This window comes from Micromonospora parva (assembly GCF_040649675.1).
In the GTDB taxonomy this organism is placed as follows: Bacteria; Actinomycetota; Actinomycetes; order Mycobacteriales; family Micromonosporaceae; genus Micromonospora; species Micromonospora parva.
This window is the reverse complement of record NZ_JBEZFX010000003.1, coordinates 533,817-556,233: the sequence shown is the minus strand read 5'-3', so window position 1 is coordinate 556,233 and position 22,417 is coordinate 533,817. Positions and strand designations below refer to the sequence as shown.

21 protein-coding genes are annotated in these 22,417 nt (G+C 71.0%); 13 read left to right on the top strand and 8 right to left on the bottom strand.

Features of this window, described 5'->3' with window-relative positions:
• Positions 1-29 precede the first annotated feature (29 nt).
• From AB0C03_RS11085 to AB0C03_RS11055, 7 genes are all read left to right on the top strand, one after another.
• Complete coding sequence (locus AB0C03_RS11085; RefSeq protein ID WP_030328137.1) at positions 30-338, top strand: YbaB/EbfC family nucleoid-associated protein; 309 nt, start codon at positions 30-32, stop codon at positions 336-338.
• An 8-nt stretch (positions 339-346) separates the two neighbouring features.
• Complete coding sequence (gene recR, locus AB0C03_RS11080; RefSeq protein WP_030328135.1) at positions 347-940, top strand: recombination mediator RecR; 594 nt, start codon at positions 347-349, stop codon at positions 938-940.
• A gap of 313 nt (positions 941-1,253) precedes the next feature.
• Entirely contained in the window at positions 1,254-2,915 is a 1,662-nt protein-coding gene (locus tag AB0C03_RS11075) for an ABC transporter substrate-binding protein (protein WP_030328133.1), read from the top strand.
• Between the two features lie 85 nt (positions 2,916-3,000).
• Entirely contained in the window at positions 3,001-4,005 is a 1,005-nt protein-coding gene (locus tag AB0C03_RS11070) for an ABC transporter permease (RefSeq protein WP_030328131.1), read from the top strand.
• Positions 4,002-4,964 carry an ABC transporter permease gene (locus AB0C03_RS11065; protein ID WP_030328130.1) on the top strand — a complete coding sequence of 321 codons (963 nt, stop codon included), beginning with the start codon at positions 4,002-4,004 and terminating at the stop codon, positions 4,962-4,964. Before AB0C03_RS11070 ends, AB0C03_RS11065 begins: the two co-directional genes overlap by 4 nt.
• Positions 4,965-4,971: 7 nt before the next feature.
• On the top strand, positions 4,972-5,985 hold the full coding sequence (locus tag AB0C03_RS11060) for an ABC transporter ATP-binding protein (RefSeq protein WP_030328128.1): 1,014 nt from the start codon (positions 4,972-4,974) through the stop codon (positions 5,983-5,985).
• The gene (locus AB0C03_RS11055; RefSeq protein ID WP_030328126.1) at positions 5,982-7,103 is read left to right on the top strand and encodes an ABC transporter ATP-binding protein; all 1,122 of its coding nucleotides are present in this window, start codon (positions 5,982-5,984) and stop codon (positions 7,101-7,103) included. Before AB0C03_RS11060 ends, AB0C03_RS11055 begins: the two co-directional genes overlap by 4 nt.
• Before the next feature lie 26 nt (positions 7,104-7,129).
• On the opposite strand, the gene AB0C03_RS11050 is transcribed toward AB0C03_RS11055, so the two are convergent.
• Positions 7,130-7,519 (bottom strand): hypothetical protein, encoded by a 390-nt coding sequence (locus tag AB0C03_RS11050; RefSeq protein ID WP_051708139.1) that lies wholly within the window; start codon positions 7,517-7,519, stop codon positions 7,130-7,132.
• Positions 7,513-8,151, bottom strand: a complete 639-nt coding sequence (locus AB0C03_RS11045) for an HNH endonuclease family protein (protein ID WP_036410691.1) — start codon at positions 8,149-8,151, stop codon at positions 7,513-7,515. Before AB0C03_RS11045 ends, AB0C03_RS11050 begins: the two co-directional genes overlap by 7 nt.
• A 107-nt stretch (positions 8,152-8,258) precedes the next feature.
• Here AB0C03_RS11045 and AB0C03_RS11040 point away from each other — a divergent pair, with 107 nt between their 5' ends.
• Positions 8,259-9,752 (top strand): MFS transporter, encoded by a 1,494-nt coding sequence (locus AB0C03_RS11040; RefSeq protein ID WP_357636153.1) that lies wholly within the window; start codon positions 8,259-8,261, stop codon positions 9,750-9,752.
• 30 nt (positions 9,753-9,782) lie between these two features.
• Here AB0C03_RS11040 and leuA read toward each other — a convergent pair whose 3' ends face one another.
• Both leuA and AB0C03_RS11030 read right to left on the bottom strand, forming a co-directional pair.
• A complete protein-coding gene (leuA, locus tag AB0C03_RS11035; RefSeq protein ID WP_030328119.1) occupies positions 9,783-11,534 on the bottom strand; it encodes a 2-isopropylmalate synthase in 1,752 nt (583 codons plus the stop codon).
• Between the two features lie 236 nt (positions 11,535-11,770).
• On the bottom strand, positions 11,771-13,042 hold the full coding sequence (locus tag AB0C03_RS11030; RefSeq protein ID WP_357636150.1) for an MFS transporter: 1,272 nt from the start codon (positions 13,040-13,042) through the stop codon (positions 11,771-11,773).
• A gap of 79 nt (positions 13,043-13,121) precedes the next feature.
• On the opposite strand from AB0C03_RS11030, the gene AB0C03_RS11025 reads away from it, so the two are divergent.
• Entirely contained in the window at positions 13,122-14,108 is a 987-nt protein-coding gene (locus AB0C03_RS11025) for an ArsR/SmtB family transcription factor (RefSeq protein WP_357636147.1), read from the top strand.
• A 12-nt stretch (positions 14,109-14,120) separates the two neighbouring features.
• On the opposite strand, the gene AB0C03_RS11020 is transcribed toward AB0C03_RS11025, so the two are convergent.
• Positions 14,121-14,660, bottom strand: coding sequence for a nitroreductase family protein (locus AB0C03_RS11020; protein ID WP_357636144.1), 540 nt, complete (start codon positions 14,658-14,660; stop codon positions 14,121-14,123).
• Positions 14,661-14,744: 84 nt separating this feature from the next.
• The gene (locus AB0C03_RS11015; RefSeq protein WP_245233500.1) at positions 14,745-15,533 is read right to left on the bottom strand and encodes a hypothetical protein; all 789 of its coding nucleotides are present in this window, start codon (positions 15,531-15,533) and stop codon (positions 14,745-14,747) included.
• Between the two features lie 257 nt (positions 15,534-15,790).
• Here AB0C03_RS11015 and AB0C03_RS11010 point away from each other — a divergent pair, with 257 nt between their 5' ends.
• Complete coding sequence (locus tag AB0C03_RS11010; RefSeq protein WP_030328111.1) at positions 15,791-17,056, top strand: aspartate kinase; 1,266 nt, start codon at positions 15,791-15,793, stop codon at positions 17,054-17,056.
• A gap of 5 nt (positions 17,057-17,061) precedes the next feature.
• Positions 17,062-18,123, top strand: coding sequence for an aspartate-semialdehyde dehydrogenase (locus AB0C03_RS11005; RefSeq protein ID WP_030328109.1), 1,062 nt, complete (start codon positions 17,062-17,064; stop codon positions 18,121-18,123).
• Between the two features lie 128 nt (positions 18,124-18,251).
• Here AB0C03_RS11005 and AB0C03_RS11000 read toward each other — a convergent pair whose 3' ends face one another.
• Positions 18,252-19,661: a sensor domain-containing diguanylate cyclase gene (locus AB0C03_RS11000; protein ID WP_030328108.1), complete on the bottom strand. Its 1,410-nt coding sequence runs from the start codon at positions 19,659-19,661 to the stop codon at positions 18,252-18,254.
• A 228-nt stretch (positions 19,662-19,889) separates the two neighbouring features.
• Here AB0C03_RS11000 and AB0C03_RS10995 point away from each other — a divergent pair, with 228 nt between their 5' ends.
• The gene (locus tag AB0C03_RS10995) at positions 19,890-20,669 is read left to right on the top strand and encodes a phosphodiesterase (protein WP_357636138.1); all 780 of its coding nucleotides are present in this window, start codon (positions 19,890-19,892) and stop codon (positions 20,667-20,669) included.
• Positions 20,670-20,678: 9 nt separating this feature from the next.
• Positions 20,679-21,329: a hypothetical protein gene (locus AB0C03_RS10990; RefSeq protein ID WP_051708125.1), complete on the top strand. Its 651-nt coding sequence runs from the start codon at positions 20,679-20,681 to the stop codon at positions 21,327-21,329.
• Positions 21,330-21,467: 138 nt separating this feature from the next.
• On the opposite strand, the gene AB0C03_RS10985 is transcribed toward AB0C03_RS10990, so the two are convergent.
• Positions 21,468-22,265 (bottom strand): alpha/beta fold hydrolase, encoded by a 798-nt coding sequence (locus AB0C03_RS10985; protein ID WP_357636135.1) that lies wholly within the window; start codon positions 22,263-22,265, stop codon positions 21,468-21,470.
• Positions 22,266-22,417 lie beyond the last annotated feature (152 nt).

Genomic DNA, 22,417 nt, shown 5'->3' with positions numbered 1-22,417 from the left:
ATCCCGTGCGCCCAGGTGGACAGCCGAACATGCAGCAGATGCTGAAGCAGGCGCAGAAGATGCAGCAGCAGATCGCCGCCGCGCAGGCCGAGCTGGCCGAGGCCGAGCTGACCGGCACCGCCGGTGGCGGGCTGGTCACCGCGACCGTCTCCGGCTCCGGTGAGCTGAAGGCCATCAAGATCGACCCGAAGGCCGTCGACCCGGAGGACGTGGAGACGCTGGAGGATCTGGTCATCGCGGCCGTGCACAACGCCGCCGAGGCGGCCCGGGAGCTGACCGAGCGCAAGATGGGCCCGGTCGCCGGCGGCATGGGCGGCCTCGGCCTGCCCGGTTTCTGAGCCGGCAGATGTACGAAGGTGCCATCCAGGATCTGATCGACGAACTGGGTCGGCTGCCGGGCGTGGGTCCGAAGAGCGCTCAGCGGATCGCGTTCCACGTTCTCTCGGCGGATCCGGCCGACGTCAACCGGCTGGCCGGCGCGCTGCGCAAGGTCAAGGAGCTGGTCCGGTTCTGCACTACTTGCTACAACGTGGCCGAGTCCGAGCAGTGCCGGATCTGCCGCGACCCGCGCCGCACCGACGAGGTGCTGTGCGTGGTGGAGGAGCCCAAGGACGTGGTGGCCATCGAGCGGACTGGTGAGTTCCGCGGTCGCTACCACGTGCTGGGCGGTGCGATCAATCCGCTGGAGGGGATCGGCCCGGACAATCTGCGCATCCGGGAGCTGATGATCCGGCTCGGTGGCGGCGGGGTGCGGGAGCTGATCCTGGCCACAGACCCGAACACCGAGGGCGAGGCGACAGCGACCTACCTGGCGTTGATGGTGAAGCCGATGGGCATCTCGGTGACCCGGCTGGCCAGCGGGCTGCCGGTCGGCGGCGACCTGGAGTACGCCGACGAGATCACCCTCGGTCGGGCCTTCGAGGGGCGTCGCGCGGTCTGACCCCCTGGCGTACGACCGGTGGCCGGCACCCGGGTGGGTGCCGGCCACCGCTGTGTCCCTGCCCGGAAATGATCTGACACCTGTGCCCTCATCGGGGCTGTTCGACGTAACAGTTTGGCATCGCGGGTGCTGATTGATCGGTTTTGGCCGCCGTTTACCTACGAATCGAATGTCAAGCGGCGGTTGAGGCACGATCCGATACCAACAGTCCACCCGGCTGTTTCCGGCTGGTCGCATCGGGAGCTATGGTCACCGCCATCGGTGACCCCTGTCACCACGTTGTCCGTACCCCCAAGGACGAGGTGAAGCACACATGCGTGCACCCAGGCCGAAGGTCGCGATCGCGGCCGTCGCGGTCGCGGCCCTCGCGGTAGCAGGCTGCGCCGAGAGCAACCGCGACGACAAATCCGGTGGAAGCAAGAAGGACACCCTCGTCTTCGGCGTCGCCGGAGACCCGAAGGTGCTCGACCCGAGCTTCGCCAGCGACGGTGAGTCGCTGCGTGTGGCGCGTCAGGTCTTCGAGACCCTGGTCCGGCCGGAGGAGGGTGGCACGAAGGTCACCCCCGGCCTGGCCGAGTCCTGGACCCCGGACGCTGCCGGCACCACCTGGACCTTCAAGCTCCGCTCGGGCGTGAAGTTCCACGACGGCACCGACTTCAACGCCGAGGCCGTCTGCGTCAACTTCAACCGCTGGTACAACGCCAAGGGCCTCATGCAGAGCCCGGATGTTACGGCGTACTGGCAGGACGTCATGGGCGGCTTCGCCAACAACGAGAACGCGGACCTTCCGCCGAGCCTCTTCAAGTCGTGCACCGCCAAGGACGCGACCACTGTGGACCTCTCGTTCACCCGGGTCTCCAGCAAGATCCCGGCCGCGCTGATGCTCCCCTCGTTCTCCATCCACAGCCCGAAGGCGCTGCAGGAGTTCGACGCCAGCAACGTCGCGGGCAGCGCCGAGGACATCAAGTACCCGGCGTACGCGACGGAGCACCCGACCGGCACCGGCCCGTTCAAGTTCAAGGCCTGGGACGTCGCGAACAAGACGCTGACCTTGGAGCGCAACGAGGACTACTCGGGCCCCAAGGCCAAGCTGAAGACCCTCATCTTCAAGACGATCTCGGACGAGAACGCCCGCAAGCAGGCGCTGCGCTCCGGTGACATCCAGGGCTACGACCTGGTTGGCCCGGCCGACGTCGAGCCGTTGAAGAGCGAAGGCTTCAACATGCTCACCCGCCCGGCGTTCAACGTGCTCTACCTGGCGATCAACCAGAAGGGCAACCCGAAGCTCGCCGACCTCCGGGTCCGGCAGGCCATCGCGTACGCCCTGAACCGTGAGCAGCTGGTCACCTCCAAGCTGCCGCCGGGCGCCAAGGTCGCCGACAACTTCATGCCGGACACCGTCGAGGGCTGGAACGGCGACGTTCCGAAGTACACCTACGACCCGGCCAAGGCGAAGGCGCTGCTGGCCGAGGCGGGCGCGTCGAACCTGACCCTGAAGTTCCACTACCCGACCGAGGTCACCCGGCCGTACATGCCGAACCCGAAGGACATCTTCGAGTTGCTCTCGGCGGACCTGAAGGCCGTTGGCATCACCGTCGAGGCGATCCCGCTGAAGTGGAGCCCGGACTACCTGAACGCCACCACCTCGGGTAGCAAGCACGACATCCACTTCCTGGGCTGGACCGGTGACTACGGCGACGCCTACAACTTCATCGGCACCTTCTTCGACCGGCCGAAGGACGAGTGGGGCTTCAACAACAAGGCCCTGTTCGACCAGTTCAAGGACGCGGACACCACCGCGGACATCGCGGCCCGTACCGAGAAGTACAAGGCCCTGAACAAGTCCGTGATGGAGTTCCTGCCCGGTGTGCCGATCTCGCACTCGCCGCCGGCGATCGTGTTCGGCAAGGACGTGACCGGCGTCAAGGCGAGCCCGCTCACCGACGAGCGTTTCGCCACCGCCGAGTTCAAGTAAGTCCTGATCTGACGCAGCAAGGAACGCGGGCGGGCGCTGTCGCACAGCGCCCGCCCGCAACCCTCCGCACCCCTTCGAGGCCGCCGTGTTCCGGTTCATCGTCAGGCGCCTGCTTCAGCTGATACCCACGCTGTTCGGGCTCTCCCTCCTGCTCTTCATCTGGCTCCGCCGTCTCCCCGGCGGCCCCGAGACCGCCATCCTCGGCGAGCGCGGCACCCCCGAGATGCGGGCCGCGATCCGCCGCAACATGGGGCTCGACGAGCCCATCCTGGTCCAGTACGGCCGCTTCGTACGGCGGATGATCAAGCTTGATCTGGGCACCTCGACCTCCACCAAGCGGGCGGTCACCACGGAGTTCATCGAGCGCTTCCCCGGCACCGTCGAGCTGACCATCACCGCGATGATCATTGCGATCGGTGTCGGCATCCCGCTGGGCTACCTGGCCGCCCGTCGTCGCGGCCGCTTCCTGGACCACGCGTCTGTGGGCGGCTCGCTGATCGGCATCTGCATCCCGGTCTTCTTCCTGGGCTACGTGCTCAAAGCGATCTTCTCGGAGAACCTGCACTGGTTCCCGTCCAGCGGCCGGCAGGACCCGACGCTCGGGGCGACCCGGGTGACCAACTTCTTCGTCCTCGACGGGTTGATGACCCGGGAGTGGGACGCCGCAGCCGACGCCCTCTGGCATCTGGTGCTGCCCGCCATCGCGCTGGCCAGCATCCCGCTGGCGATCATCGTCCGGATCACCCGGGCGAGCGTGCTCGAGGTGCTCAACGAGGACTTCGTACGCACCGCCGAGGCGAAGGGCCTGACCGAGCAGACGGTCCGTCGCCGGCACGTCCTGCGCAACGCCATGCTGCCGGTGGCCACCTCGATCGGTCTGCTCGCGGGCGGCCTGCTCTCCGGCGCCGTGCTGACCGAGACCGTCTTCGCCTTCAGTGGCATCGGAGCGTTCGTCGCCGAGGCCATCGGCCAACGCGACTATCCGGTGCTGATGGGCTTCATCCTGATCATCGCGGTGGTGTACGTGCTGGTGAACCTCCTGGTTGATCTCTCCTACAGCTTCATCGACCCGAGGGTGAGGGTGCGATGACCCTCAGCCCGGGCAAGAAGCGCGAAAAGATCGACCGGCTCTCCGAACTGGCCGCCCGCGACGACGAGCGGGGTGTCAGCCTCTGGCAGGAGGCGTTCCGGCGGCTGCGCGGCAACCCGGCCGCGATCGTCGGCGCGGTCATCCTGGCGCTCTTCGTGTTGGTAGCGGTGCTCGGCCCGTTCCTCGTGCCGTACGCGCCGACGGACACGATCGGTATCCGGGAAGGGCTGATCAAGCCGGGTGTCATCCCCGGGCCCGACGGCGATCACTGGTTCGGTTACGACCACCAGGGCCGTGACGAGTTCAGCCGCATGATCGTGGGAGCCCGTCAGACCCTGCTGGTCGGTGTGGTCTCCACCCTGATCGGTCTGGCCATCGGCGCGCTGATCGGTGGCATCTCCGGTGCCGCGGCCGGTCTCGGCGGCCGGTGGGGGCGGTGGGTCGACACCACCCTGATGCGCTTCATCGACATGCTGCTGGCGATGCCGAGCCTGCTGCTGGCGGTGAGCATCGCCGCCCTGCTCGGGGCCAGCCTGACCACTGTGATGATCGCTGTCGGTGTGGTCTCGGTGCCGGTGTTCGCCCGGCTGCTGCGCGGCTCGATGATCTCGCAGGCCAACAGCGACTACGTGCTGGCGGCCACCTCGCTCGGCGTCAAGAAGTCGAAGATCGCGCTGACCCACGTGGTGCCCAACTCGCTCGCCCCGGTGATCGTGCAGGCCACCCTGACCCTGGCCACCGCGATCATCGAGGCTGCGGCGTTGTCGTTCCTCGGTCTGGGTAACCCGGACACCGCCGTACCGGAGTGGGGGGTCATGCTCGCCGACGCGCAGCAGTACCTCGGCATCCGGCCGTCGCTGGCGATCTACCCGGCGGTCGCGATCATCATCACCGCGCTCGGCTTCACCCTGCTGGGTGAGGCGATGCGTGAGGCCCTCGACCCGAAGCTGCGGAAGTAGGCCCCTGATGGCACTGCTCGAAGTTGAAGATCTCGCCGTCACGTTCGCCCGCCGCGGTCAGCGGGCCGTGCACGCTGTCGACGGGGTGTCCTTCTCGGTCGACGCCGGTGAGGTGGTCGGCCTGGTCGGTGAGTCCGGCTGCGGCAAGAGCGTCACCTCGCTCGCGATCATGGGTCTGTTGCCCAAGCAGCCGGGCCTGCGGGTCGGCGGCAAGGCCGTCTTCGACGGCACCGACCTGCTCCAGCTCGACGACCGGTCGCGGCGGGACATCCGGGGCCGGGACATCGCGATGATCTTCCAGGATCCGCTCTCCTCGCTGAACCCGGTGATCCCGATCGGGTTGCAGGTGACCGAGGTGCTCACCCGGCACCGGGGGATGAAGGGTGAGACCGCGGCGAAGGAGGCGGCGGCGCTGCTCGACCGGGTCGGCATCCCCGACCCGAAGCGGCGGCTGAAGGAGTACCCGCACCAGCTCTCCGGTGGGATGCGCCAGCGTGCGCTCATCGCGATGGCGGTGGCCTGCCAGCCGCGGCTGCTGATCGCCGACGAGCCGACCACCGCGCTCGACGTCACCATCCAGGCCCAGATCCTGGAGCTGCTGAAGGAACTGGTCCGGGACTCCGGCACCGCGCTGTTGATGATCACGCACGATCTGGGCGTGGTGGCCGGCATGTGCGACACCGTGAACGTGCTCTACGGCGGCCGGGTGGTGGAGACGGCCCGCCGACGCCCGCTGTTCCGCCAGCCGCGTCACCCGTACACGGTGGGTCTGCTCGGTTCGGTGCCGCGCCTGGACGCCGGGCGGGGCGAGAAGCTCAACCCGATTCCTGGTTCGGTCCGCGACCTGCTGCCCTGGCCGGACGGTTGTGCCTTCGCCCCGCGCTGCTCCCGACGGATCGACGAGTGCGTGGGCGAGCCGCCGGAGCTGGTGCAGGCGTACGACGGACGTAGCTACCGGTGCGTGAACCCGGAGCCGGTGCCCGGCACGGTGCCCGCCCCGCGCGAGGAGGAATCAGCGTGAGCGAGCGTAGCGAGCGAACCGAGAACGACGTCCTCGTCGAGGTGCGCGATCTGAAGGTGCACTTCCCGATCAAACGGGGGGTGCTCTTCGACCGGGTGGTCGGCCAGGTGAAGGCCGTCGACGGAGTCGACCTGAGCATCGCGCGGGGCAAGACGTACGGCCTGGTGGGTGAGTCCGGCTGCGGCAAGTCCACGTTGGGCCGTGCGCTGCTCCAGCTCACCCCGCCGACCGCCGGTGAGGTCAGCTTCGACGGTGTCGAGTTGACCACGCTGCCGCCCGGCAAGCTGCGCGGCATGCGTCGCCGGATGCAGATGATCTTCCAGGACCCGATGTCCAGTCTCGACCCCCGGCAGAACGTCGAGTCGATCCTGACCGAGGGTCTGCAGACCCACGGGATCGGCGCCGACCGCACCGACCGTCGACGGATCATCGGCGAGACCCTGGACGCGGTCGGGCTGCCGCGCTGGGCGCTGTCCCGTTACCCGCACGAGTTCTCCGGCGGGCAGCGGCAGCGCATCGGCATCGCCCGCGCGCTGGTCCTCGGGCCGGAGCTGATCGTCGCCGACGAGCCGGTCTCGGCGCTCGACGTGTCGATCCAGGCCCAGGTGGTCAACCTGCTGGACGAACTCCAGGACAGCCTGGGGCTGACCTACCTGGTGATCGCGCACGACCTCGCGGTGGTCCGGCACATCTCCGACACGGTCGGCGTCATGTACCTGGGGGCGTTGGTCGAGGAGGCGCCGAGCGACCGGCTCTACAACGAGCCGCTGCACCCGTACACGCGGGCGCTGATGTCCGCGGTGCCGGTGCCGGACCCGGACGTGGAGGACCGCCGGGAGCGGATCCTGCTCGCCGGTGACCTGCCGTCGCCGGCCAACCCGCCGTCCGGCTGCCGCTTCCACACGCGCTGCCCGTGGGCGCAGCCCACCCGCTGCGCCGACGAGCGACCGGTGTTGCGGGAGATCGGTGGCAGCCGGGTGGCGTGTCACTTCGCCGAGCAGATCGCCAGTGGCGAACTGCGTCCGCACGGGGTCAGCGCGCAGATCGTCCGGCCCGAGGGCGAGGGGGACGCGCCGGGCGTGGTCTCCGCGCCCACCGAGCCCGGTTCGTACGTCTGAGCCGCAGGACGCGGTGCCGGCGGTCGTCAGCCCTCGGGGCGGTTCAGCAGCCCCACCGCGACGCCGTGCACCGCGTCCAGCCCGGCCGGGTCGGCCAACGTGACCGACGTGCCGGTCACCGCGTACCACTCGTCCGCGTCCTTGTACTGCACCCGCACCGTGACCTTGCCGTCCGCGTACTCGGTGCGCAGCGTCAGGTCACCGGTGACGACGCCGACCTCGTCGGTCATCACGCCGCCCGGGCCGGGCACGATGTCGGTGGTGCGGCTCTGCGGGCCGGACGCGCCGCCGGAATCCGCGACCATGCCGGCACCTGGCACGGCGGCGGGAGTCTCGGCGGTGCCGTCGGCGGTCATACCGGCGGCGGACGGGACGCCCTCCCCGGCGGCGGTCACGATTCGCTCCCCACTCAACAGCCCTCCAACATGTCGGTCAGTGCGGACTTCTCGGCGCTGGTCACCGTCAGTCGCCAGTAGTGCTTGACCGTCACCCAGTCCTGGGCGTATTTGCACCAGTACGATCGGTTTGCCGGCTTCCACTGGGACGGGTCCTGGTCACCCTTTGCCCGGTTCGACGAGGCGGAAACCGCGAACAGCTGCGGACGGGTGGTGTCGTTGGCGAAGTCGCCGCGCTTCGCGTTGTCCCACTCGTCGGCACCCGAGCGCCACGCGTTGGCCAACGGCACCATGTGATCGATGTCCACGTCGGAGGGATCCGAGAAGCTGCGACCGTCGTACACGCTCTCCCAGCGCCCACCGACCACGTTGCAGCCGGAGAGCTTCACGTCCTTGCCGTCGCGCTGGAGGATGCTGTCCCGGACGTCGCAGTTCTTGCCGGTGTCCCGCCAGTGCGGGAAGCGGTCCCGGCTGTAGCCCTTCATCGAGCCGGCGGTGGCGACGGTGAGCTCGCTCAACTGCTCCACCGCGTTGCCGCCGTCACTCGGCGGCGGGGTGGCCGGCTCATCCGGCGGGACGCAACCGGCCACGCCGAGCGCCAGCGCCGCGGCAAGCGCAGCCACCGCCGCTCGCGGTCCTGATCTGGTACGCACAGACGACACCTCTCCAGCTTGGGGGCTCCCGGCGATTGCGCACAGTACCCGGGAACGGTTTCGGCGTTTCGTGGCGTCTCCCACATGATGCAAGGCAGATTGGTGGGATGACCGCACCCGTGCCGGCCGCAGCCCTCCGGATGGGCACCACCGCCGGCCGGGGCACGCTGCTCGCCGCCGTACTCGCCTCTGGCATGGTCTTCCTCGACAGCACTGTCGTCAACGTGGCGCTGCCGAGGCTCGGGCAGGATCTCGGCGCGAACGTCGCCGATCTCCAGTGGACCATCAACGGCTATCTGCTGATGCTGGCGGCGTTCGTGTTGCTCGGTGGTGCGCTGGGGGACCGCTTCGGCCGGCGACGCATCTTCCTCATCGGCGTGGTCTGGTTCACCGCCGCCTCCGTGCTCTGTGGGCTCGCCCAGGACACCGGTTGGCTGATCGGAGCGCGGTTCCTCCAGGGCGCCGGCGGCGCGCTGCTCACGCCCGGGTCGCTGTCGGTGCTCCAGTCGAGCTTCCACCCCGACGACCGGGGCCGCGCGATCGGTGCCTGGGCCGGGCTGTCCGGCGTGTCCACCGCGCTGGGCCCGTTCATCGGCGGCTGGCTCATCGACGCGCTCTCCTGGCGCTGGATCTTCTTCCTCAACCTGCCGATCGCCGTGCTGGTGCTGCTGGCCGCGCTGCGCTGGGTGCCGGAGAGCCGGGACGAGAGCGCCTCCCGGATCGAGGGACGGGATCGGACCCGACGTCGGTTCGACGTCGCCGGAGCCCTCCTCGGAGCGCTCGCGCTCGCCGGCGTCACCTACGCCCTGATCGACGCGCCGGCTCGCGGGTTCGACTCCGCCGAGGTGCTGATCGCGGCAGCGGTCGGTGTGCTCGCCGCGGTGGCCTTCGTGCTGCTGGAGCGGCGGCGGGGCGACGCCGCGATGCTGCCCACCGGGCTGTTCAGCAGCCGACTCTTCTCGGTGCTGAACCTTTTCACGGTGGTCGTCTACGCGGCCCTCGGCGGCTTCACCTTCTTCTTCGCCGTCTACCTGCAGAACGTGGTCGAGTGGTCGGCCTTCCGCACCGGCATCGCGTTGCTGCCGATGACGCTGCTGCTGTTGGTCGGGTCGGCGCGGGCCGGCGCGCTGTCGGCGCGGATCGGCCCGCGCCTGCCCCTCGCCGTCGGACCGGTGATCGCCGCCGTCGGTCTGCTGCTGCTGCGCGGAGTCGGACCGGGCGCGTCGTACTGGCGCGACGTGCTGCCCGGCGTGCTGCTCTTCGGCATCGGGCTGACCCTGGTGGTGGCACCGCTGACGGCGTCGGTGCTGGCCGCCGTGCAGGACCGCTTCTCCGGTGTCGCCAGCGGCTTCAACAACGCCGCGTCCCGTGCCGGCGGCCTGCTCGCGGTGGCGGCGCTGCCGCTGCTGGTCGGTCTCTCCGGCGCCGGCTACGAGCAGAAGGCCGACCTGACCGACGCGTACCGCGCGGCGTTGGTCTGGTGCGCGGGGCTGCTGCTGGCCGGCGCGGTGCTGGCCCTCGTGCTGGTCCACCGACCGCCCCGGGAAGCCCCGCCGTCGCAGCCCTGCCACTCGCTGCCCGCCGCCACGCCCCCGAGGTAGCGGACCACCTCGGGGACGCGACGCCTGGGATCAGCGACGTGCGCGGTTGACGGCGCTGGTGACCGCCTTGATCGACGCGGTGACGATGTTGGCGTCGGTGCCGACACCCCAGACCGTCTTCCCGTCCACCTCACACTCCACGTACGCGGCGGCCTGCGCGTCACCGCCGGAGGAGAGCGCGTGCTCGTGGTAGTCGAGCACCCGCACGCCCACGTCGACCGACTGCAGCGCGTTGACGTACGCGTCGATCGGGCCGTTGCCGACCGCGGCGAGGGACCGCTGCTCGCCGCCCACCCCGACGTGGGCCTCGATCTCGACCTTGCCGTCCGCCGTGCCGATCGTGTAGCCGGCCAGCCGGACCGCCGGGTCGGGCTGGTGGTCGAGCAGGTAGTGCGTCGCGAAGATCTCCCACATGGCGGCCGGGTCGACCTCGCCGCCGTCGTGATCGGTGACCTGCTGCACCACCCCGGAGAACTCGATCTGGAGCCGGCGCGGCAGGTCCAGCTGGTGCTCGCTCTTCATGATGTACGCGACGCCGCCCTTGCCGGACTGCGAGTTGACCCGGATCACTGCCTCGTAGGTGCGGCCCAGGTCCTTCGGGTCGATCGGCAGGTACGGCACCGCCCAGGTGTGCTCGTCCACCGGCACGCCGGCCGCCTTCGCGTCGGCGGCGAGGGCGTCGAAGCCCTTCTTGATGGCGTCCTGGTGGGAGCCGGAGAAGGCGGTGTAGACCAGGTCGCCCGCGTACGGGTGGCGCTCGTGCACCGGCAGCTGGTTGCAGTACTCGACCGCCCGCCGGATCTCGTCGATGTTCGAGAAGTCGATCATCGGGTCGATGCCCTGGGAGAAGATGTTGAGCCCCAGGGTCACCAGGTCGACGTTGCCGGTGCGCTCACCGTTGCCGAACAGGCAGCCCTCGATGCGGTCCGCGCCGGCCAGCAGGCCCAGCTCGGCGGCGGCAACGCCGGTGCCCCGGTCGTTGTGCGGGTGCAGGCTCAGCACCACGCTGTCCCGGCGCGGCAGGTGCCGGTGCATCCACTCGATCGAGTCGGCGTACACGTTGGGGGTGGCCATCTCGACGGTGGCCGGCAGGTTGATGATCAGCGGCCGGTCGGGGGTCGGGTCGATCACGTCGATCACCCGGGAGCAGACCTCCAGCGCGTACTCCAGCTCGGTGCCCGTGTACGACTCCGGCGAGTACTCGTAGAAGATCTCGGTGTCCGGGGTGTGGATCTCCGCGTACTTCTGGCAGAGCCGCGCCCCGGTGGTGGCGATGTCGGCGATGCCGTCCTTGTCCAGGCCGAAGACCACCCGCCGCTGCAGGGTGGAGGTCGAGTTGTAGAAGTGCACGATGGCCCGCTTGGCGCCGCGCAGCGACTCGAACGTCCGGTCGATCAGGTGCTCCCGGCACTGGGTGAGCACCTGGATGGTGACGTCCTCGGGGATCATGTCCTGCTCGATGAGCTGCCGGACGAAGTCGAAGTCGGTCTGGCTGGCCGACGGGAAGCCGACCTCGATCTCCTTGTAGCCCATCTGGACCAGCAGCTGGAACATCCGGCGCTTGCGCTCCGGCGACATCGGGTCGATCAGGGCCTGGTTGCCGTCGCGGAGATCCACCGCGCACCACCGGGGGGCGGCGTCGACGGTGCGGGTGGGCCAGGTGCGGTCCGGCAGGTCGACCCGGAACTGCTCCTGGTAGGGCTGGTAGCGGTGGTACGGCATCCGGCTGGGGCGTTGCCGGGCGAACGGATTGGACTCGGTGTCGGTGACAGGTTGAGCCATCTCAGAGTGCTCCCTGGAACATGTGGCGTCAGCAGATCGGAAGGTGTCGGCGGATGCCGGGCGACGATGCGCGGCGGTGCCGAGAGGAAACTCAGATGTGCTGGACGGCGCGATGCGACTCCGCGACGAGGTGCCGGCCGGTCAGGCCTCGTCGCGGCGGCTAAGGAGGAGCAGCGCCTGCCACATGACCAGGTCACCCTACGTGATGGAACGGGGGGTGGAAAGGCCGGTCCGGACTATGGGACCGAGGTCATCGCCGGCTCCGGTGCCTGGCAACCCAGCCTCGGCGTCCGTTCGGCCCAGGCCACGGCGGGCACGATCGCCAGCCCGACCAGCGCGAAGATCGCTGCCGTCGGTAACCAACCCCAGCCGCCGGTGCTCACGCCGAGCGCGGTCAACCCCGCCGGGGCGATCAGATACTGCACCTGGGAGCCGAGCCGGAACGCCCCCACGTACGCGCCGCGTTGGGCGGCCGGCGGCAGGGTGGCGGTGAGCCCCCAGGCGCCCGCCGACTCGATCAGCTCAGCCAGGATCAGCAGCGTCGCGGCGGCCACCAGCACCACGACGGTGAGGCCGCCCCGGGTCAGCCCGGAGATCGGCAGGACCAGACAGAACAGGGCGATCAGCAGGGCGCCCCGACGGGAGGCACGGGCCGCGCCCGACGCGGTGTCAGCGCCTCGGCTGGCGCGTACCTGGAGCAGCACGATCAGGACCGTGTTGAGCAGCACCAGGGCGGCGATCACCGTCTTCGGGGCGTCGGTGTGGGTGAGGATCCAGAGCGGCATCACCGTCAGGTAGAGCGTCTGGTGCGCGGTGAGCAGCCCGGAGAGCAGGGATGCCGCCATGAACGGGCGGTCCCGGAGCACGGCGAGCCGACTCATCGGCTCAACCGGCCGGGCCACCTGCGGCAGGCGGGGCAGTCGTCGCACGAAGAGGGCCGTCACCAGGAAGACCGTCGCGATGAACCAGACCATCCCCCGGTAGGCCGCCATCGTGTCGACCGCCAGCACCACGCCGCTGATCACCGCGCCGAGCCCGAAGCCGACATTCAACGACGAGCGCTGGTACGCCATCGCCGTGACCCGTTCGGCCGGGGGGAGCGCGTTGATCGAGTAGACCTGCCGGGCCACACCGGTCGCGGCCTCCACGGCGGCCAGCGCCACCACCACGGCGAGGAAACCCGTGAAGCCGCCGACGAACGGGTAGGTCGCGAAGAGCGCCGCGTCCAGTGCCAGCCCGACGATCCAGACCCGCTGCGGCCCGTACCGGTCGGTGAGCCCACCCAGCGGCACAGTGCCGAGCAGCGACACCCCCGCCGCTACGGACAGGCCCAGCCCCACCTGGGCGGCGCTGAGCCCGAGTGCCCGGGTGAAGAAGACGGCGCTGCCGGCGTGGAACAGGCCGCTGCCGACGGCTCCGACCATGGCCTGTACGGCCAGCGCGCGGGTCAGCCCGGCCGGCGGTACGACGTGGTGGACAACGGTGCGAATGGTGTCTCTGGCCCCCATGGCCGGTGAGTGAACCGTGCCCCCATGACGGTGGTCGAGTCTTTTAGGCTCAACCGAATCCTGCTCCCGGGGAGGGTGCGTGTCCGAGTTGCGGTTCAACGTGGCCGACGTGGCGGGAGTGCGGTTGGCCGTGTCGCCGGTCAACGAGACGGTCATGAGCATGTGGGCGCTGGCCAGCCCAATTCACTACGCGGTGCACCTGCCCTGGATCGACCGCGCCCGGGTGACCCTGCGTCGGCCCGAGGTGGCCTCCCGGGTCCGACCGCTGGTGGAGCTGGCCCGACCGCGTTGCTGGCTGCCCGACTTCCTCACCCCGGCCGCCCGGCCGAACGTGGAGATGGCCGAGCAACTCGAACAGATCGCCGCCACGCCGCCGGCCGTGGTGGTCCAGGACCTGCTGGCGACCACCCCGCGTCGGCCGCTGGGTACGTTCGGGCAGGCGCTGCTCGCCGACCCCGGTGGGCTGCTGCCGCAGCTCGTCGACGCGGTGCGGGTCTGGTACGACGAGGCGATCGCCCCGGACTGGCCACGGATGCAGGCCCTGCTCGACGCCGACGTGACGTACCGGGCCGCCCAGCTCGCGGAGAACGGCGCCGGCCGGTTCTTCGAGCAGCTGCACCCGAGCCTGCGCTGGCTCGGCGACCGGGTGGTCAGCGACGACCCGTTCGAGCGGGACTTCGACCTGCGGGGTCGTGGGCTGGCGCTGAACCCGACGGTGTTCAGCGGGCGGCGGGTGCTGTGGAACCTGCTGGAGGATTCGCTGCCGGCCGGCGCGTACCCGGTCCGAGCGGTCGGGACGCTCTGGGAGGTGACAGCGCCGCCGCCGGGCGACCCGCTGGGGCGGGTGATCGGCCCCGGCCGGGCCGTGCTGCTGCACCGGCTCGACACGGCGGCCACCACCACCGATCTGGCCCGACTCACCGGGATGTCCGCCGGGAACGTCTCCCAACACCTGGCCGCGCTGCATGCCGCCGGCCTGGTCAACCGGTCCCGACAGGGCCGGCACGTGCTCTATCGCAACACCGAGGCCGCGGCGGTCCTGCTGCGCGCCAGCCGCGGCGGGTAGCCGGCTGACCGGTCAGCCGAGCAGCAGGTCGGCCAACGGTCGGCGGCGGCGCAGGCCGGTCTCCTCGGCGACGAGGTCCGCCGGCAGGCTGAGCGGGTCGCCGAGCTGCCCGACGACGAGCACCGCGTACGGCCGCACGTCGGCGGGGAGGTGCAGGTCGGCGGCGAGCCCGCCGCGGTCCACGCTCAGCACCTGCCGGACGTGCAACCCCAGCGCGGTGGCCTGCACGGTGAGGTGGGCGACCGCCTGGCCCAGGTCGTACGCGATCCCGTCAGCCGCCGCGGCGTCCGGGTCGACGTGCGCGGCGAGCAGCAGCGCGGCGGCCCGGTGCGCCCAGCGTTGGTCGCGCTCGGTCAGGTTGACCAGGATGCGCTTCCAGGTGTCGTCGTTGCGGTAGCCCACTGTGAACCGCCAGGGCTGGCGGTTGCCCAGGGAGGGTGCCCAGCGGGCGGCCTCCAGCAGGGAGGACGCGTCGGCCGCGCTCAGCTCCGCGGTGGGGTGGAACGCCAGCGGACTCCAGCGGTAGGCGAGCAGCGGGGTGAGATCGGCCATAAGACGGATCGTCCCGTATGGGTGATTCGTCGCTCAGGACGGGGTGGCGAAATGTGGGCAAGAGCACCCGTAACGGGACGAAGATCAGGGCGTTCCCGCGCTCGGGCTCTCCGACGGGTCCGGGGTCGGCGGCGCCGCGGTGTCGAGCGGCTCCCGGTCGATCACCACCGGGCCGGCCAGTTGCACGGTGGCCGGTGCCGGGGCGGGGGGAGCGGCCAGCCGCAGCGTCCCGGCCCCGGTCCGGACACCGGTCGGCGTGCCGTCCCGGTCGTAGCAGTAGATGCCCACGTCCAGCGGGGCGTTGAGCGACGCCGAGGTGGATTCCACCGAGTAACAGGTGCCGGTGACGCCCTCGGGCGCGGTGGCCGGGGCGACCGCCAGCGGGGCACGTCGGTCGGTGAGCACATCCAGCCAGTCGGTGAGCGGGTGCTGCACCCGGGGGTCCAACCGGCGCGGCACCGCGTCGTCGCGGTCACCCAGGCGTACGCAGCTCGCCGACCCGGCGTGACCGGCCGACGGCAGGGCGCACTGGAACAGCCCGTCGGCCGTGCTGGCCATCGAGACATCGGCGGTGCCGCCCAACGCGCCCCCCGGCACGTCGACCCGCCAACTGCCGTCGTTCGCGCTGGTGAAGACGATGGTCCGGTCCGGTTGACCGGGCCGGCCGTACACGTACTGCGCCACCAGGTGGCGGTCCTGAGCAGCCGCAGCCAGCGCGGCCAACTCGTCCCACGCGGCGTCCACCTGGACCGGCGCGGCATCGGCGGGTGGTGGAGCCGGTGGCTGCTCACTGGTGCAGGCGGCCAGGAGCGTCGGTAGGGCGAGGACGAGCGGCCCGAGCACGCGGCCGGCCGAGCGGAGGAGGACGGGCACCGGCCCATTCTGGTGGGTGCGGGCGATCGGTGGGCGCCGCGCGTACCGCGCTCGTCCCGGCGTGTCGGGCGGGCCGTTCCCGCGTACCGCCCGACCTGGTGGGACCGGCCCCGCCGGCGTCCGGCGGGCCGGATGGTGGGATCACCTGACCCGGCCTCGTTACCCGCCGGATACCCTCAAGGGGTCTGACACGCGCCGCCGGCCCCGGTTCCGGCGGCGTCGGCACGCTCAGGGTCGCTGGGAGGGAGTGCACCGTCGTGGCACTCGTGGTGCAGAAGTACGGCGGGTCCTCCGTCGCCAACGCCGAGCGGATCAAGCGGGTGGCCGAGCGCATCGTCGCCGCCCGCAAGGCCGGCGACGACGTGGTGGTGGTGGTGTCCGCGATGGGCGACACCACCGACGAGCTGCTCGACCTGGCCAACCAGGTCAGTCCGCTGCCGCCGGGTCGCGAACTGGACATGCTGCTCACCGCCGGGGAGCGGATCTCCATGGCCCTGCTGGCCATGGCCATCCACAACCTGGGGTACGAAGCCCGCTCGTTCACCGGTTCGCAGGCCGGCGTGATCACCACCTCGGTGCACGGCCGCGCCCGGATCATCGACGTCACCCCCGGGCGGCTCAAGGGCGCGCTCGACGAGGGGTCGGTGGTCATCGTGGCCGGCTTCCAGGGCGTCTCGCAGGACACCAAGGACGTCACCACGCTGGGCCGTGGTGGTTCGGACACCACAGCGGTGGCGCTCGCCGCCGCCCTGCACGCCGACGTCTGCGAGATCTACACCGACGTGGACGGCGTCTTCACCGCCGACCCGCGGATCGTGCCCAACGCCCGGCACATCAAGGACATCACCTACGAGGAGATGCTGGAGCTGGCCGCCTGCGGCGCGAAGGTGCTGCACCTGCGTAGCGTGGAGTACGCCCGCCGGGCGGGGTTGCCGATCCACGTCCGTTCGTCATACTCGACCAACACCGGCACGATGGTCACCGGATCGATGGAGGACCTTTCCGTGGAGCAGGCACTGATCACCGGGGTCGCACACGACCGCAGCGAGGCCAAGATCACGATCGTCGGGGTGCCCGACGAGCCCGGTGCCGCCGCGCGGATCTTCGACACCGTCGCCGGTGCCGAGATCAACATCGACATGATCGTGCAGAACGTCTCCACCGAGGGCACCGGCCGGACGGACATCTCGTTCACCCTGCCCAAGGCCGACGGGCCCACCGCGATGGCGGCGCTCAGCAAGATCCAGGAGCCGGTCAAGTTCAAGGGCCTGCTCTACGACGACCACGTCGGCAAGGTCTCGCTGATCGGCGCCGGCATGCGCTCGCACCCCGGTGTGGCAGCCGGCTTCTTCGCCGCGCTCGGCGCGGCCGGAGTCAACATCGAAATGATCTCCACCTCCGAGATCCGGGTCTCCGTCGTCTGCCGGGACACCGACCTCGACGCCGCCGTCCGCGCCATCCACGACGCGTTCGAGCTGGGCGGCGACACCGAAGCCGTGGTCTACGCGGGGACGGGTAGGTAGCGCCGATGACGGCGCTGCCCACCCTCGCCGTGGTCGGAGCGACAGGTGCCGTCGGCACCGTGATGTGTGAGCTGCTCACCGGGCGGCGCAACGTCTGGGGTGAGATCCGCCTGCTCGCCTCCGAGCGCTCCGTCGGGCGTCGGGTGCGCTGTCGGGGTGAGGAACTCGTCGTCCAGGCGCTGACCCCCGAAGCGTTCGACGGTGTCGACGTGGCCATGTTCGACGTGCCCGACGAGGTCTCCGCCGAGTGGGCGCCGATCGCCGTCGCCCGGGGCGCGATCGCCGTCGACAACTCCGGCGCGTTCCGCATGGACCGTGACGTCCCGCTCGTCGTTCCCGAGATCAACCCCGAGCAGGTCCGCAACCGGCCCCGGGGCATCATCGCCAACGCCAACTGCACGACCCTCGCGATGATCGTCGCGGTCGCGCCACTGCACCGCGAGTACGGCCTGCGAGAGCTGGTGCTCGCCTCCTACCAGGCGGTCTCCGGCGCCGGTCAGTCCGGCGTCGACATCCTGCACGACCAGCTCACCAAGGTCGCCGGCGACCGGACGCTCGGTTCGCGCACCGGCGACGTACGCCAGGCGGTCGGTGACGACCTGGGTCCGTTCCCGGCACCCATGGCGCTCAACGTGGTCCCCTGGGCCGGCTCCCCGGCGGACAGCGGCTGGTCGTCGGAAGAGGTGAAGATCCGCAACGAGTCGCGGAAGATCCTCGGCCTGCCCGACCTCAAGGTCTCCGCCACCTGCGTCCGGGTGCCGGTGGTCACCGCGCACTCGGTGGCCGTGCACGCGGTCTTCGCCAGCGAGGTGGACGCCGAGGGCGCCCGCGAGGCGCTGCGCAACGCTCCCGGGGTGATCCTGGTCGACGACCCCGCAGCCGGGGAGTTCCCGATGCCGATCGACGCCGTCGGCACCGACCCGTCCTGGGTCGGGCGGATCCGCCGCGCTCTGGACGACCCGCGCGCCCTCGACTTCTTCGTCACCGGCGACAACCTCCGCAAGGGCGCGGCCCTCAACACCGCCCAGATCGCCGAGCTCCTGGCCAAGGAACTCCACACGTCCTGACCCCGGCCCTTCCCGGCCCTGCCCTTCCCCGACTGCGGCGATCTTGCACTTTCGGTGCCGACACAAGGGGTAAGAGCGGCAAAACGCCTACCGAAAGCGCAAGATCGACGGCTGCGGGCCGCAGGGGGTCAGGCTGCTGAGAGGTGTACGCCGTCTCGGCCCTGCCGTTTCACCGCATAGAGGGCCTGGTCGGCTCTTCTCAGGGTGCGTTCGGGGGCTTCGCCGGGGCGGGGTACTGCGACACCCACGCTGATCGTGCGGCCGATCCGTCGGGCGGCCTCGGTCAGCCGTTCGGCGATCCGGACCGCCTCCTCCGGGCGGCTCACCTCGATCACCGCAACGAACTCGTCGCCGCCGATCCGGTACAACTCGTCGCCGTGCCGCAACGCCGCCTCCAACGCCCGGGCCAACCCGACCAGCACCCGGTCGCCGGCCTGGTGGCCGTACGTGTCGTTTACGGTCTTGAAGCCGTCCACGTCGATCGCCAGCAGGGCCGTACGGCCGGGGGTGGCCGCCGCGATCCGCTGCCCGAACGGGCCGGTGTGCCGCAACCCGGTCAGCGGGTCGGAGCTGGCCTGCTCGCGCAACCGGGCCAGCGTGCGCAGCCGGTCCACGCTCGTCCAGGCCTGCCCGGCGAGCAACTCCATCAGGCTGACGGTGGTCGGGTCCGGGCGCAGCGCGCGTTCGTCGGCGACCAGCAACACCCCACCGGCATCCGCCGGCCCGACCGGCACGGCGACCAGCGTGCGTACCCCCGCTCGGGTCAGCGGGCGGTAGTCCTCGGTCGGCGGGTGCCCGGCCTCGCCCAGCGTGTACCCGGCGCCGTACCGGTGAGCTCGGTCGACCATCCGGTCCAGGGCAACCGGACCCGCCCCGGCCAACTCGGCGCGGATCCGGGTCTCCAGATCGCTCGGCGTCGCCGGGGACGGGCCGAGCTGACCGCCGATCAGCAGCAGCGCTGTGGAGAGCGTGGAGACCTCCCGGGCGGCGCGGGCCGCCGCCCCCATCACCTCCCCCTCGGTCGGGGCGGAGGAGAGCGCGGCGGCGTGCCGGAGCAACGTCTCGCTGCGGCTCTCCGCCGGTGGGCCGCCGAGGGCGGCGATCCGCGCGCCGAGCCCGTCGGCCAGCCGCTGCGCGGTCCCCCGCCACGGCTCCAGGTCGGTCGGCTCACTCCACTGCAGGTCGAGCACGCCGATCGCCCGGCCCGTCGGGTCCAGCACCGGTACGCACAGCTCGGCCGTCACGTCGGGGCGCACCGGTAGGTAGTCCGGGTCGACGCTGACGTCCGGGACGACGGCGGGAACGCCCGTCGCGTACACCCGGCCGACGATGCCGGTGCGCGCCGGCACGGTGGCGAAGACCTGCCAGGCCCCGGTCGCCGCGACGCAGCGCAGGCGGTCGTGGACCGCGAGCAGCACGGAGATGGTCGCCGGGGTGTGGCGGGACAGCGCGGTGACCGTCCATCGACACGCCTCCGGCGTGCTCGACGCCATCGGCAGGCGGACGGTGACGTCACGGATGACTCGCTGATGATCCACTCGCACGTCGTTCCAGGTAGGGGAGGGGCCCGGCTGACGCCGAGCCGCTCGATCAAGCGTACTCACGGCGGCGGGGACCAATCCGTCTTCGTACACACGTGCTATCCACAGGCTGTGGACGCAGCCTGTGGACTCCCGCCGCCGCAGCTCCGGCATCCCGGTAACCCGGTTCCCGGGATGCCGCGTCCGGCGATAGCGTGAGGCATCCGGCGCCGAGGAGGCGAGCCCATGCTCATCGCCCAGCTCAGTGATCCGCACCTGACCACCGGCCTGCTCGCCGCCGAACCGGCCGCCGGGTTGCACCGAGCGCTCGGCCGGGTGCTGGCGATACGACCCCGCCCGGACTGCGTGGTGATCAGCGGCGACCTGGTCGACCACGGCCAGCCCGACGAGTACGCGGCGCTGCGCGAGGTCATCGGCCGGTTCCCGCTGCCGGTGCACCTGGCCGCCGGCAACCATGACGACCGGGAGTCCCTGCTCGACGCGTTCGGCGGCACTCAGTGGCTCGGCGGCGGCTTCTCGGCCTACTACCACGTCGACCACGAGGCGGCGACCGTCGTGGTGCTCGACTCGCTCATCCCCGGCAGCGACGGTGGCCAACTCGGCGAGGAACAGCTCGGCTGGCTCGACGGGGTGCTGGCCGGGCGACCCGAGGCGCCGGCACTGATCTTCCTGCACCACCCACCCGTCGCTGTCGGCATCCCGGTGGCGGACGCCATCCGGCTCGCCGACGGTGACGCGCTCGCCGAGGTGATCGGTCGGCACCGGCACGTCGTACGGGTCGCCGCCGGCCACCTGCACCGCCCGGTCACCACGGCGTACGCGGGCACGGTCCTCACCGTGGCACCCAGCACCTGGAAGCAGAGCACGCTCACCATGAGCGCCGACGAGCAGATCGGTTGGGTCCACGAGCCCACCGCCTTCCTGCTGCACTCCGTTCAGGCCGGCGGCTGCGTGACCCACACCGTGCCGGTGAGCCACTCCGCCGGGCAGACCTGCGGCTTCTGAGGCGTCGTCGTGCTGGTCTGGTACGTCTCGTACGGCTCGAACATGCACGCCGCCCGGTTGGGCTGGTACATCGGTGGTGGCTGCCCACCCGGCGGAAAGCGGACGTACCCGGGCTGCCGCGACCGGCGCCCACCGAGCCGGTCGGCGGCCGTGTCGCTGCCCGGCGGCATCTACTTCGCCGGCGAGTCGGGTGCCTGGACCGGCGGCATGGCCTTCTACGACCCGCACCTACCGGGCGAGGCCGCCGCCCGCGCCTACCTGGTCACCCTGGAGCAGTTCACCGACATCGCCGCGCAGGAGATGTACCGCCCGCCGGGCGACCCGACCGACCTGATTCCGGCGACCGGCGCGGCCATTGCCGCCGCCGTCGCCAACGGACGGGCGACCCTCGGCCCGGGCCGGTACGAAACGCTCGTCTGCCCGGGCCACCGCGACGGCGTTCCGCTGCTCACCTTCACCGCCCCCGAGAGGGCGTCTGCCGCGCGGTGCCGGCCACCCGCGCCGATCTACCTCGGCATGATCGCCAAAGGGCTACGCGAGTCGCACGGCTGGCCGGCCGAGCGGATCGCCACCTACCTGTCGGCCCGGCCCGGCGTCGCGGGCACCTGGCCACCGGACGCCGTGACAGCACTGGTCGACGAGGCACTGATCGACGGCTGACCCGCCGGGCTCGCGCCCGCCAGGTGGCCCGCCAGTCATGTCCCGTCGGTGCGGTGGCCGGCGGTGTGCTGGTCGGCGGTGCGCTGGTCAGGGGTGTGCTGGCTGGCGGTGGGCTGGTCGGGCGGTGCGTCGGTGCAGTCAGCCGAGCAGAAACTCGCGCAGCACCGGGGCCAACGTCGCCGGCGGCACGTCGTGGTAGCCGCCGTCGAGGCTCACCGACCGGCCGCCCGGCACTGCCTCGGCCGCCGCCCGACTCGCGTCCCGCAACCACTCTGGACTGCCAGTGCTGTCCAGGGCGAGGGTCGGCGCGGTGATGGCCGCCAGCCGTTCGGCGGGGAGTCGCCCTCCGGCGGTGACGATCGCGTCGTACACCAGGGTGTGCGCGAGCGCCGTCAGCCCCGCCCACATCGGCTGCGACCGCATCGCGGTGATCTGCTCGGCCGGCAGCCCCACCGAGGCGCTGAGGAAGGTCGTCACCGCGCCGTCCCGGTCGCCGGCGGCGATCAGCTCGATGAGCTGCGGGGTGATGTCCTTGCTGACGCCCACGTGCGAACCAACCTGAAACGGTGGCTCGAACAGCACCAGCCTGGTCACCGGCAGGCCCTGTGCGGTGGCGAGGGCGGCCAGGACGGCACCGGAGGAGATGCCGTAGAGGGCGGCGGAACCACCTGCCGCGGCGATCACGGCGGCCAGGTCGTCGATCTCACGACCGACCTCGTACGGTGCGGTGTCGCCGCTGTAGCCGCGACCCCGACGGTCATAGCCGAAGGCGGTGAAATCCGTCGCCAACGCGGCGGCCAGGTCACGGGTCGCCTGGCGATCGGCGAACGCGCCGCCGACCAGGATGAGCGCCGGCCCGGCACCGGACCGCTCGAACGCGATGGGCGTGCCGTCGGCCGATCGCACCTGCTCCGCCACCGGTGTCGTTCCGCTCACGATGCCTCCTGCCCGCGATGACTGTCCCGTCCTTTCTAGACCCTGGCTCCGACACTGTCCGGCAGACCGCGGTAAACGGTGATCGATTCTGGTCCCGGCGTACGCGCTGCTCCGATGTGCTGCCCGGCTCGACCGGTCGGCGTACGGATGAG

Bases quoted from the DNA above. Each gene is read 5' to 3' on its own strand.
- AB0C03_RS11085 (WP_030328137.1), top strand. From the start codon at position 30: ATGCAGCAGATGCTGAAGCAGGCGCAGAAGATGCAGCAGCAGATCGCC.
- recR (WP_030328135.1), top strand. From the start codon at position 347: ATGTACGAAGGTGCCATCCAGGATCTGATCGACGAACTGGGTCGGCTG.
- AB0C03_RS11075 (WP_030328133.1), top strand. From the start codon at position 1,254: ATGCGTGCACCCAGGCCGAAGGTCGCGATCGCGGCCGTCGCGGTCGCG.
- AB0C03_RS11065 (WP_030328130.1), top strand. From the start codon at position 4,002: ATGACCCTCAGCCCGGGCAAGAAGCGCGAAAAGATCGACCGGCTCTCC.
- AB0C03_RS11060 (WP_030328128.1), top strand. From the start codon at position 4,972: ATGGCACTGCTCGAAGTTGAAGATCTCGCCGTCACGTTCGCCCGCCGC.
- AB0C03_RS11040 (WP_357636153.1), top strand. From the start codon at position 8,259: ATGACCGCACCCGTGCCGGCCGCAGCCCTCCGGATGGGCACCACCGCC.
- leuA (WP_030328119.1), bottom strand. From the start codon at position 11,534: ATGGCTCAACCTGTCACCGACACCGAGTCCAATCCGTTCGCCCGGCAA.
- AB0C03_RS11030 (WP_357636150.1), bottom strand. From the start codon at position 13,042: ATGGGGGCCAGAGACACCATTCGCACCGTTGTCCACCACGTCGTACCG.
- AB0C03_RS11020 (WP_357636144.1), bottom strand. From the start codon at position 14,660: ATGGCCGATCTCACCCCGCTGCTCGCCTACCGCTGGAGTCCGCTGGCG.
- AB0C03_RS11005 (WP_030328109.1), top strand. From the start codon at position 17,062: ATGACGGCGCTGCCCACCCTCGCCGTGGTCGGAGCGACAGGTGCCGTC.
- AB0C03_RS10995 (WP_357636138.1), top strand. From the start codon at position 19,890: ATGCTCATCGCCCAGCTCAGTGATCCGCACCTGACCACCGGCCTGCTC.